Source organism: Microcoleus sp. S13_C5, assembly GCF_036700845.1.
Taxonomy (GTDB): Bacteria; Cyanobacteriota; Cyanobacteriia; order Cyanobacteriales; family Microcoleaceae; genus Microcoleus.
The window spans coordinates 1-10,995 of the sequence record NZ_JAUBPR010000171.1 but is presented as its reverse complement, the minus strand read 5'-3'; the positions used below and the strand labels follow the sequence as shown (position 1 = coordinate 10,995).

At 44.3% G+C, this 10,995-nt stretch carries 10 protein-coding genes; 3 read left to right on the top strand and 7 right to left on the bottom strand.

All coding sequences use genetic code 11. The features are described from left to right. A partial coding sequence (locus tag QUA04_RS27010; protein ID WP_333263103.1) for an IS630 family transposase occupies positions 1–731 on the top strand: 731 nt, incomplete at its 5' end. Positions 732–806: 75 nt separating this feature from the next. Here QUA04_RS27010 and QUA04_RS27005 read toward each other — a convergent pair. The 4 genes from QUA04_RS27005 to folK form a co-directional block, all read right to left on the bottom strand. Further along, positions 807–1,418, bottom strand: coding sequence for a Uma2 family endonuclease (locus QUA04_RS27005; RefSeq protein ID WP_333263100.1), 612 nt, complete (start codon positions 1,416–1,418; stop codon positions 807–809). 207 nt (positions 1,419–1,625) lie between these two features. Then, a complete protein-coding gene (locus QUA04_RS27000; RefSeq protein WP_333263108.1) occupies positions 1,626–3,071 on the bottom strand; it encodes an FAD-binding domain-containing protein in 1,446 nt (481 codons plus the stop codon). A gap of 142 nt (positions 3,072–3,213) precedes the next feature. After that, positions 3,214–3,762, bottom strand: a complete 549-nt coding sequence (locus QUA04_RS26995; protein ID WP_333263105.1) for an NUDIX hydrolase — start codon at positions 3,760–3,762, stop codon at positions 3,214–3,216. Positions 3,763–3,943: 181 nt separating this feature from the next. Continuing rightward, complete coding sequence (gene folK, locus QUA04_RS26990) at positions 3,944–4,432, bottom strand: 2-amino-4-hydroxy-6-hydroxymethyldihydropteridine diphosphokinase (protein ID WP_333263097.1); 489 nt, start codon at positions 4,430–4,432, stop codon at positions 3,944–3,946. 428 nt (positions 4,433–4,860) lie between these two features. Between folK and QUA04_RS26985 the strand changes: the two genes are divergently transcribed. Then, entirely contained in the window at positions 4,861–5,334 is a 474-nt protein-coding gene (locus tag QUA04_RS26985) for a hypothetical protein (protein ID WP_333263094.1), read from the top strand. A 234-nt stretch (positions 5,335–5,568) separates the two neighbouring features. After that, positions 5,569–7,920: a PhoX family phosphatase gene (locus tag QUA04_RS26980; RefSeq protein WP_333263091.1), complete on the top strand. Its 2,352-nt coding sequence runs from the start codon at positions 5,569–5,571 to the stop codon at positions 7,918–7,920. 306 nt (positions 7,921–8,226) lie between these two features. Here QUA04_RS26980 and QUA04_RS26975 read toward each other — a convergent pair whose 3' ends face one another. The 3 genes from QUA04_RS26975 to QUA04_RS26965 form a co-directional block, all read right to left on the bottom strand. Next, on the bottom strand, positions 8,227–8,703 hold the full coding sequence (locus tag QUA04_RS26975) for a Uma2 family endonuclease (RefSeq protein ID WP_333263087.1): 477 nt from the start codon (positions 8,701–8,703) through the stop codon (positions 8,227–8,229). A 352-nt stretch (positions 8,704–9,055) separates the two neighbouring features. Then, positions 9,056–9,739 carry an N-acetylmuramidase family protein gene (locus tag QUA04_RS26970; protein ID WP_333263084.1) on the bottom strand — a complete coding sequence of 228 codons (684 nt, stop codon included), beginning with the start codon at positions 9,737–9,739 and terminating at the stop codon, positions 9,056–9,058. 180 nt (positions 9,740–9,919) lie between these two features. Continuing rightward, a complete protein-coding gene (locus QUA04_RS26965; RefSeq protein WP_333263081.1) occupies positions 9,920–10,474 on the bottom strand; it encodes a C39 family peptidase in 555 nt (184 codons plus the stop codon). Positions 10,475–10,995: the final 521 nt, after the last annotated feature.

Below are 10,995 nucleotides of genomic sequence, written 5' to 3'. Positions count from 1 at the left end.
TTCAATTAGCTGATAAATTAGAAAAAGAGCGCTCTATTAAATTAAGTCCCGACCGACTAAGACGGGTACTAAAAAAAGGGTTCATTTGGAAAAGAGCTAGTCCAAGTCATAAAGGAAAACAAGACCCCAAACAACGAGAAATAAAGCAATCAGACCTAGATATGCTAGAATTAGCAGCGGCAGCCGGAGAAATCGACTTAAAATATTTAGATGAATCAGGATTTTGTGCGTGGAGTAAACCAAGTTATACATATTACAAAAAAGGTCAACAAAAACGGATACAGCAAACTAAAAAGCGAGGTCGTAGATTAAGTATTGTGGGGCTTTTTGAACCTTTAAGTAGCTTTGTATATGGTTTGGTAATTGGAGGTGTTGATCGAAAAGCTTATATTCAGATGATGGAGAAAGAAGCAGAAGAAGCGGCCCAAATGAAACGGATTAGAATTATTGTACAAGACAACGGTCCAATACACCGATGTCAGGAGGTTAAACATTTGTGGTCAAAGTGGGAAGCTCAGGGTTTATATATTTTTTTCTTGCCTAAATATTGTTCCGAAATGAACCCAATTGAATTAGAGTGGCAACACATTAAAGAAGATGAATTAGCCGGACAAATGTTTGAGGATGAACTAGAACTTGCCTACGCCGTAATTCATGGAGTAGAAGTTAGAGGAAAAAGAGCAGATTACCCTACACAACGTATTAAATTCAAGTCCAGTCACTCGACTTAATATTTTGTTACATACTTATGGATTTTTCCGCCGACCTACTTAATTGCAGCGTTACCATTTCAACCTCCGATTTATTTAAATTATAGAGCTAAAAACCTGCTCAACAGTCAGATTAAGTTCCCCGAAGGCAGACGAAATAATCGTATCGCCCTCTCGGAACTGGCTAACCTGGTACTCCCCCTCTACCAACTGGTAAATCGAGACAGTAGGTTGTTTGGGATTGCCGATGAACCGCCGACCACCCAAGGCAGCATAGTCAACAACCCAGTATTCCGGGATACCCAATCTTTCATACTCAGCCACTTTTACCAGGTAATCATCTTGCCAGTTAGTGCTAACTACTTCGACAACAAGCTTAACAGAGCTACCTTGAGAAATAACTGATGATTTTTTCCAGAGTGGCTCTGACATTAAGGCTGGTTTGTCTAAGACTATAAGATCCGGCTGGTAGCCCGTGGTCGTTTCGGGAGGTCTGACAAAATAAGTTGAAGGTGTTACATAAGGAAGATTTAAACGGTCAATTTCTACGTTAATTTTACGAAGCAGAAAACCTGTAACTTCCTCATGGTCGCCATTTGGGTTCATCTCAACTATTACTCCATTGCGTAGCTCGAAACGTCCTTTTCCATCTGGATACCATTCTAAAAAGTCTTCAAATGTTATCGATTTGATTATGGTTTGAATCATGAAAAATTCTCCGTTCATATAGCCATCAATAGTTCGTAGTGAGGACTTGAGTCCTCGAATAGAGTCAATAAGGACTCAAGTCCTTACTACAAACAATTTTTTTAAGGGGAATTAACAGAACATGATATCACATATTAATTAGGTAGGTGTAATAAGGGCAGCTAGAACACCGACTTCTTCAAAAAGTCGGGGTTCTGGGTGTGATGTTTAAATTTTTTGCTGCTTGTACAGTTCCTTAAACTTGCGCTGCTGCTCGTTGTGATCTACGATCGGAGACGGATAATGAAGAAGTCGGCGTTCTAAAGGTGAAATATTTCCTGTTAGCAAAACTTTAGTATCAACGCGGCGCAATTCTGGAACCCAGTGCCGAATATATTCGCCCTCCGGGTCGAATTTTTGAGCTTGACTCGCCGGATTGAATATTCGTAAAGGTTTCGGGTCCATCCCACTCGATGCGCTCCATTGCCAGCCGCCGTTGTTAGCAGAAAGGTCGGCATCTATCAATTTTTGCATGAAGTATTTTTCACCCCACTGCCAGTTAATAATTAAATCTTTGGTGAGGAAACTGGCGACTATCATGCGGCAGCGATTGTGCATCCAACCTGTCTCATTTAACTGCCGCATTGCTGCATCGATAATAGGATAGCCAGTTTTGCCTCGACACCAAGCTTGAAAGAGTTTTTCATCGTTCTCCCAAGGAAAGTCTTTGAATGCTTGACGGTAGGGGCCGTCTGCTAATTCTGGGAAATTATACATGGCGTGTTGGTAAAATTCCCGCCACGCTATTTCCTGTTGCCAAGTACGGATGCTTGTAGACGCTTCTTCGCTGCGGCAAGTGTCCATTACTATCTGGGTAGCTTGCCAAACAGTGCGGATGCCAATTGCACCAAATTTGAGGGCGGCGCTGAGTTGGGAGGTGCCGCTAACTGCGGGGAAATTGCGCTGTTCTTGATATTGGTAAATTGCCCGATCGCAAAATTCTTCTAATTTTTGTTGCGCTGCATCTTCTCCGGGTTCTATTACTAATGGATTTTCCCAAATAAATCCCAAACTAGAGGCAGTTGGCACTGTTTCCATTGCACCTGCTTGGTTGGCGATTGCTTGTTCTTCGGCGGTTAATCCGGTCATTAATTCCAGATAAGTTATCGGCAGTGTCTCTACTGGTTGGGCTTTGGGTTTACTGTTCCATTTTTTCCAAAATGGTGTATAAACTGTGTAGGGAGTCCCTGTACCGCTGCGAATTTCATCGGGGGCGTGCAGGAGTTGATCCCAGAAATTTTGAACTTGAATTCCTGCTTGTTGGAGGGCGTTTGATACGGACTGATCGCGCTCTTTTGCGTAGGGTTCTACATCCCAGTTCCAAAATACTGCTTGAGCATTTATAGCTGTTGCTAATCTCGGTATTTCTAGAATCGGGTCATCTTGAATTATCAGTAATTGGCTGCCTGCATCCCTGTAACGCGAGGAGAGTTTTTGCAAGCAACCGATCATGTATGTGACTCTAGCTGGCGCTACGTCATCCCGATTTAGGATATTGCGATCGAGACAAAAAATCCCGACCACTTTCGGGCTTTGCTGGCGGGCTGCTGCCAGTCCGATGTTATCAGAAATACGCAAGTCGCGGCGGTGCCAAAATAAAATTAGATTGGATATATCGGACATTCGATTTTAGATTTTAGATTTTAGATTTTACAGTCCTGGACACACGCGGTTTCAAAAACCCGGTTTCTAAGTTAATATTTATCGGTTTGATCACGATTTTTATAAGAAACCGGGTTTTTTATTTCAGTGCTATTTAAGTCAAAAATGGACGGGCTAAGAAAAAGCTAGAAATTGATTTCGCGTCAATTGGTTCCCCAGCTAAAATAGCTTTTTCTAATTCGTCAGGGGTGAATAAAACTGTTTCAATGTCTTCATCATCGTCTTGTGCTGGCGGCTGTTCCAGTTTTTCTAAATCTTGGGCTAAAAAAGCATAAATGATTTCGTCGGAATAACCGGGGGCGAGAAAAAATTGCCCTAATTTCTGCCATTTTCCGGCGCGATATCCGGTTTCTTCTTCGATTTCGCGTTTGATAGTTTCGGCGGGATTTTCATTGATTTCTACCGTACCAGCAGGAAATTCTAAAATTCGCCCTTTTGTGGCAAAGCGATATTGGCGTACCAAGACGAGTTTACCTTCGGGTGTGACGGGAACTGCAAGTGCTCCGCCCGGGTGGCGAATACATTCCCACTCGCCTTCGGAACCGTTGGGAAGACGGAGGGTGGCTACGTCAAAATTAAATTTGCGCCCTTGGTAAAATAGACGTTGTTTGAGGAGTTGGGGTAGTTCTTGACCGATCGACATAAGCGACAAGCGAATAATGTTAGCGTGCACCGATTTAAGACATCATAGGCGATCTCATAGGATTTTAGATTTTAGATTTTAGATTTTAGATTGGGAATGACTGATAACTATCACAGTTTGCAGCTTACCTACGGTTGCCTTTTTTGGGAAACTGGTACGATCCGTGAATTTTGCTCAATTTTTACAGTTGCAATTTTTGCACTCCGGAACAGTCTGCGGTTTGCAGGAGTTGGGCGATCGCACTTTTCGTCACCGGATGCACCCAATCCGGGGCAATTTCTGCTAAAGGTACTAATACAAAAGCTCTTTCGGTCATCCGGGGATGAGGTACAGTCAGTGTCTCAGTTTCTAGGATTAAATTGTCGTACAGCAGCAAATCTAGGTCTAGGGTTCTTGGCCCCCATTTTTCTCGGCGAATTCGATTAAATTTTATTTCAATTTCTAATAAAGCTGCTAGCAATTGTTCGGGTTCTAGTGCCACTTCTAGGATGGCACAGGCGTTGATGTAATCGGGTTGCGGCGGCCCCACCGGGGCGGTTTGATACCAGCTTGAATGGGATTTTACTGCTATTCCTGGGGTGTTGTTGAGGGTTACGATCGCGCTAGAGAGTGTGGCGAGGGAGTCTCCTAAGTTGCTACCGAGGGCGATCGCACATTTTGTTGATTTCATAAAGAAGAAGGTTCGGCAACGGATTGTGTAACGGATGTAACGGATGTCAGGAAGAAGGAAGAGGGAAGAAGGAAGAGGGAAGAAGGAAGGCACAACACTGATTTTGACACGGATACACGGATTAATTATCCAGCGTTCCTTCTGATGTTAAAGGAATAATGAAGAGTAACGCGGGGCCTGGTTTATAGACATCCTTTGCTACTGACAAGTATTTTGAGTAAAACTGAGATATTGCACCATTATCAATAACCATTCTATGGGCGGGCAGGAGGCCCACCCCACAAGAAAAGGCACTTGTTGTGGAACAGGCCGGAAAGCCTGTTAAGCGGAAATATGGTGACACAAAATATTATTTTAATTTAAGCTTAACACTATGTTAAATTTTATTAACTATCATTGAGAATTGTTAGTATTTAGTTTCAAAGATAATGAATTTGTACCTACGCTTATTGTCGGCCGTCATTCTAGCAATTATCAGTTTAACAGCAAGTATATCGATAGGTTTGGCTGAAACAAAAGAGCGCTACCTTACCCTAGATTCAGACGGCAGTCAATCTTTTGCGAGTTTAGTGCAGCAGGCGGAAGATTTAGCGAAAGAGTCGATCGCCCGCGAGTTTCAAGAAAATCCGGCATTAACAGAAGTTACAGTCATCATTACAGCCGATCGCAGCCGACAAAGGGTTCCAGTTTTGCGATCGAGAGTATCGCGCCACGATTGGCAAAAAGATGCGAGAATCGAACAGTGGACTAGATATTTTGCCGATGCTCAATTGCTGCTGGGATTCAGAGACGGCAATATTTCACCCGCAAATGCTGGGTTTTCGCAAGTGATTAATGGATCAGCGCCCAGTCGCAGTCGAGTGGCATCCCGACAAAATGATCCGGGTTTTCGAGATGATTAAACAATGGGTAATGGGGCCTAGGGAATTGGTAATTAGTAATTGGTAATTGCACCTAAGGAATAGCCAATAACTACTAACAAAACTCAACAGTCAACTGACTACGAGATTTAAGGGGTTATTAACCAAAATATCATCTTATTTTAATTAACCTTCAGGTTAACTTCCCTTAATTGAACAGTGATAGAGTTTCATACGGAATCATTAGATTAGGGAAGTTGGGCTGAACAGGAATTTATGTCTAAAATAACTCGCCGACAATTGTTAATTTTCTTCGGCAGCAGTGCAGCTACTACTGTGCTTGCTCCTCAACTAACTCAAACACTCTTCGGCATCAATTCCACCTCGGCCGAAGCTGTTGTAGGGCCGCTATCTTTCACTCCGTTAAGACTTCCCCACCCGCTGCCGATTTATCAAGAATTGTCCAGCTTTATGCCGATCGCCCTAAACGGACAGGGCACCGTCATGGCAGCCTCTCAGAATACTAAATTAACCAGCTACAACGTTGTTGATGATGTGGTTGTGCCGCCGGAATACGAACGTTACGTGATTCTCCGCTGGGGCGATCGAGTTTTCCCCGATCCGGCAGACTATTTCGGCTACAACAACGACTACACGGGCTTTGTAGGCCTTCGCGGCAGCAATGACGACGGTTATCTCTGGGTTAACCACGAGTACGTATCCTTCCCGATGTCGAAAGTGGCACCGGAAGCGCCGTCAGATGTGGCATCTTTCCCAGCGACCGATCGCGCCGTACTCGGTATAGACTTATCGGTAAAGAATCAGGCTACCCTCGGCGAATTTCTGTACAATCTCGGTGGTTCGATCGTCCGCATCACCAAACAAGCTGATGGACGCTTTGGGGCGATCGCCGGCGACCCCCTCAACCGCCGCATCCACGGACTTTCAGGCCTCGGAATCAACAGCCAGCGTACCGACAAATACAAGGATGTCACCTCCTGGGGAACCAGACAAGGCGACAATAACTATCTCACGGGCACGGGTCCTGCAGCTACCCAAGTCTTCGCGCAAGTCAACAGCGACGGACTCGGAAACCGGATCATCGGCACAGCATATAACTGTTCCGGCGGCACAACCCCTTGGGGCACAATCCTCTCCTCCGAAGAAAATTTCCAAGGTAGCGAACTATTCTTCGTCGGAGTTCAGGAAAATGTCAAACCCAATGGCGGCCAAACCGGCTACGCCAAGGGCACTACGGGTGAAGAATTCGGCTTAGTCGGCGAAAAATACGGCTGGATGGTAGAAGTCGATCCTCAAGATCCGAATTTCCGCCCCCGGAAGCACACTTCTTTAGGCCGTTTCCGCCACGAAAACGTCGCGATTCGCGCCGAAGCGGGAGGCAAGTTAGTAGTGTACATGGGGGACGATCGGCGCGGCGGACACACCTGGAAATTTGTCAGCAACGGCACTGTCACAAATCCCGCAGATAAAACCAACAGCCGGTTATTTGAAGACGGCGTTTTGTACGTTGCCCAATATAACCGTAATGGTAGTGGAAGATGGTTGCCGCTGGCATTAAATAGCCCGACGAATCCAGTGAGTCCTTCTAAAGTTGGCGAAGCAGAACTAGCAAGTTTTGGCAAAGCTCAAAGAGATGCCAACACTCGCTTGCCAAAACGCGCAGGAATTGCGGGTCCAACCGAAGACGGCGGTTCATTTGTTGCGGATACAACTAATGAAGCAACAGCACTTCCTGGCTATAGCAATAAAACTCTTGCTAATTTCTACAGCAGCCAAGGTGCGGTTTTAGTTGATGCTTTCTTAGCTGCTAATTTGATTGGTGGAACTCCGACGGCGCGGCCGGAAGATTTGGAAGTTAATCCTACTACTAAGGAAGTTTTCATTGCTTATACTGACGCCGCACCGGGAAGCGACGGCTATCCAGATTCTCGCATTTTTACTGTTGCTAAATACACGGCTGGACTCAACAGCACTCAGCAGTCTGGAGGAATTTACAAAATAATTGAAGATAGTTCCGACGGTGCGGGTTTGACTTTCCGCTGGCAGCGTTTTGCTCAAGGTGGAGAAGCGGGTTCGGTAGCTGGGGCGGGATTTGCTAGTGTAGACAATTTGGTTTTTGACACTCAAGGTAATGTTTGGGGCGTCACTGATATGTCTACTCCCACGCACAATGGTTTTGATGTAGGGAGTGTTGGAAAGGCAACGACGATCGACCACAAAAAGACTGGAAATGTCTCGGATTTTACTGGTGTTTTCGGCAACAATTGGCTGTTTTACATTCCGACTTCTGGGCCGAATGCCGGAAGTGTAATTCCGTTTGCTCAAGGGCCGAATCGGTGCGAAATGACGGGGCCGACTTTTGTGGGAGATACGCTGTTGCTTTCGGTGCAGCATCCGGGGGAAGATTGCCCGATCGATGATGGTACTGTACTCAGTCGGCCAATTGAAATGTTGGATTTGAATGGTGCTGTTTTCAATCAGACTCGGAGTGTGTCTCGCGGCAGTTTGTGGCCGAGTAATATCTCAAATGATTCGCGCAGATCGCCGATGCCGTCGGTGATTGGAATTCGTCGGGTGCGATCGACTCCAACGGGTCAGTTTCTTTAAATTGGACTTACGCAGCCGGGCCCAGAAACCGGGTTTGTACGAATTTGGAGTAAGATTAAATGAAGCGCGAAGGCGCTAAGGACGCGAAGAAAGAGAAAGAAGAAGATACTGTTATTTATTCGCGCTCTTCGCGTCTTCGCGGTTTGTTCAAATAATTAAAAATCCCTAGGGTAATTAATATCAAATCCCTTGACAGCGGAATTATTAATAAAATTGTACTTGGCAATATAAATCGGCGATTGCAATTTCTAGATTCACCGATTCAAGTTGCAAGGAGTCGCCAAAACCATACTCGGAGAGAACCCATTACCCGTGTTGGTTGCGCCGAAATATCTCTACTCCTAGCTGTTCAACTTGCACCAAGACATACTCTTGCAGTGTTGAAAAGTGGCGGTATTTAGCAAATTTAATGCGGCGATCTGCTGCTTCTGTGGAAGGCGATAAAACTTCGAGAATTAAGGAAGGAAATTGCACTAAGTGCGGATCGTTATCATGCTCATCACAAGTTACTACAACATCAGGAGAAAAATATTTTTGCCCTCGTTCTCCCTGTCGTTTCACAGTTAAGATGTAAATCTCATAGGGGAAATTAAGGCGATCGTCTAATAGCTTAAAGAAGTTGATGCAAATCCGATTGTGATTGCGGGTTTCGCCTCCTATCGCGACTACTTCGCCATCGTAATACTCGTAGCGTTCCTCTTGGGTGGGTTCCCAAGCCAGGTATTCTTCTGCACTCATCGATGGGCGATCGGGTAAGGCAACCATAATGCGATCGAGAATCAAGTATATTTCTAGAATAGCTCGAATCTACCTGTGTAAGCTACAAGAAAGTGTAAATATACCTTTTACTGGCAAGAACCAGAAAGGTAGGACGATCGCCCTATTGTGCTGTAGGGATTTTTACGTACTTATTATCTGCGGATACAACAGTAATTTTCCCGCCAGAAAGTGACATGGTTTTGTAACGCTTTGTAAATTGGTAAGTTGTCGAGGTAGAGGAAAGGGCAATCGCACTTGCAGCCTTCATTTCCCGTTATTTGGTGAGGAGATGAACGAGTTACAAGGTGCGATCGCCATCCTAATAGCTAGCAGTTTGACTTACTGCGGACGATCGAGCTGATGGAGGAAACATTGCTTAAGCCTGCACCAATTCATTTTGATAAGCATTTGCGAGTTTGATTTGGTATTCATTCTCCCAATACCGCTCTCCGTTATACCCAAAAGCGAACTTATCCCAATCTTTCTGTTTGAGATGACCCAGTAAATTTCTGTCCAGAATGAAGTTCATCATGTGTCTTGCTTGCCAATACTCCCCTGCAAAGTTCTCCTGGATGAACTGCTGAATTGAAGCGCAACCAGCAGCGGTATAATTGAATCCCATGACTTGGCCTAATCCAAAAGATGCACTTTTTAGAGCCTGAATTTCATCAAACTCCATTGCATCAAGTAAACGTTCATCCCACTCGGCTGAACCCCCCTTGTACAAATTTCTATCCCACACAGGAGAGGATAGATCTGAGCGGCTTTTGGAAACTGGTTTTGGAGTAAACTTGTAGAACCAGTGAGCTTCAAATAAAATCTTCGGACGTGCAGGAGATGGCTCTTTGAGTAAGAATCCAGAACCCGCAGATTCAACTTCCATAACAGCTTTAACTAAAGCAATTTCCAAATCAAACTCATCACTTAAATCTTGATAATCAGATTTAGACAATGCAGGTTGAACATATCCTGAAGGGATTTTGCAAATAGTGCGTTTCCCATCTGGATAAGTCACGGGAGGATAAACATACTCTATTCCACTGGGTAATGGTTTCATCATCTTCTTGATCTTTCTGTTCACTAAACTGCTAAGGATTTAGTTCAAGCACACTTTGAATGGCTAAACTGCTGACCGGGAAAAGGATTTTAATTTGTAGCACTTGCTAACATCCAGTGCTAAAACGATTCATCACTGAATGTTGGCAAATAGCTTATGGTTTACGAATGGTGTTGGAAGAACTTAGTTTTGAATGATGTGTAACCATGCATTCTGTTCATTTGATTTCAATATCTTCTGTGTGTAGAGATCGCGAGCATGAGCGTAGTCAGCAGAGGCAACACAAGTGGCATAGATGCCGTAGCTAGAGTAGCGTACACTTTCACCAGATTTAGACTCATCATGCTGGCCATCGGGGAAATTGTATTCTGCAAAGGGGTCATGAACGATAAAGCGGTAAGACAGTGTAACGGGGTCAGCTTCATATCCAATCAGTACAATGACGTGACCTATATGGGTGAACCATCCCTGAGTAATCACGGCACAACCTTCATCAAGAGCTTTTTTGGCATCATTCAAAGATCCGTTCAAAAGAAACTTATAAGATTTCACATGAGATTCAAGATAATCGCCCATCACAGCAGGATCGCCAGCAACACCCTTTGAATCCAGAGCAGCACGGATATCATAGACATCTGTGGTACGTAAAACCATTGCAATACACGCGCTCTGACAAAGTAGATTATTGGGCTGGGGAACGTAAATAGTCTTCGTTTTTGAAATAGTATTGGCTGTCATTATCAAAATTCCTTTGGTTTAGAACGTTAATTAAGGTGCAGAGTTTAAGCCCCGCTAAAAATCCAAACTTTACAGGCGTTAGTGGCTTTTGTTCTGCCTTAACTCAAAGAATAAACCACCCCCGATCGCCCTGTCGGTGTGAAAAAGTGACATGGTTTTGTAAATTTACGTAAATTCACTCAATCGATTTGAGATTTGATATCTGAGATTGTGCAATTAACCTCATCCCAAATCCGGGTTAAATATCCCCCTTATTTCTCAGTATCGGAAGGCCAACAAAAGCTTGTGTATTATCGGTTTTAACCGCCAAGTATAAAAGGGATTACCTTGCGGTTAATTCAGTCAATTTTTTTTCTTTCCCGAACAGCGACTCGCACTCATGAAACATCAGTAAATGTACTGAATAGGTCAAATTGGCAAGCTATGAAAGGACAAGAGGCGATCGCCCTAGTACAGCTCGGCGTAAGTAGACAGACTATATTTGTGGTAGAATAACATAGTTAGTTTAGACCAGTTCCGGT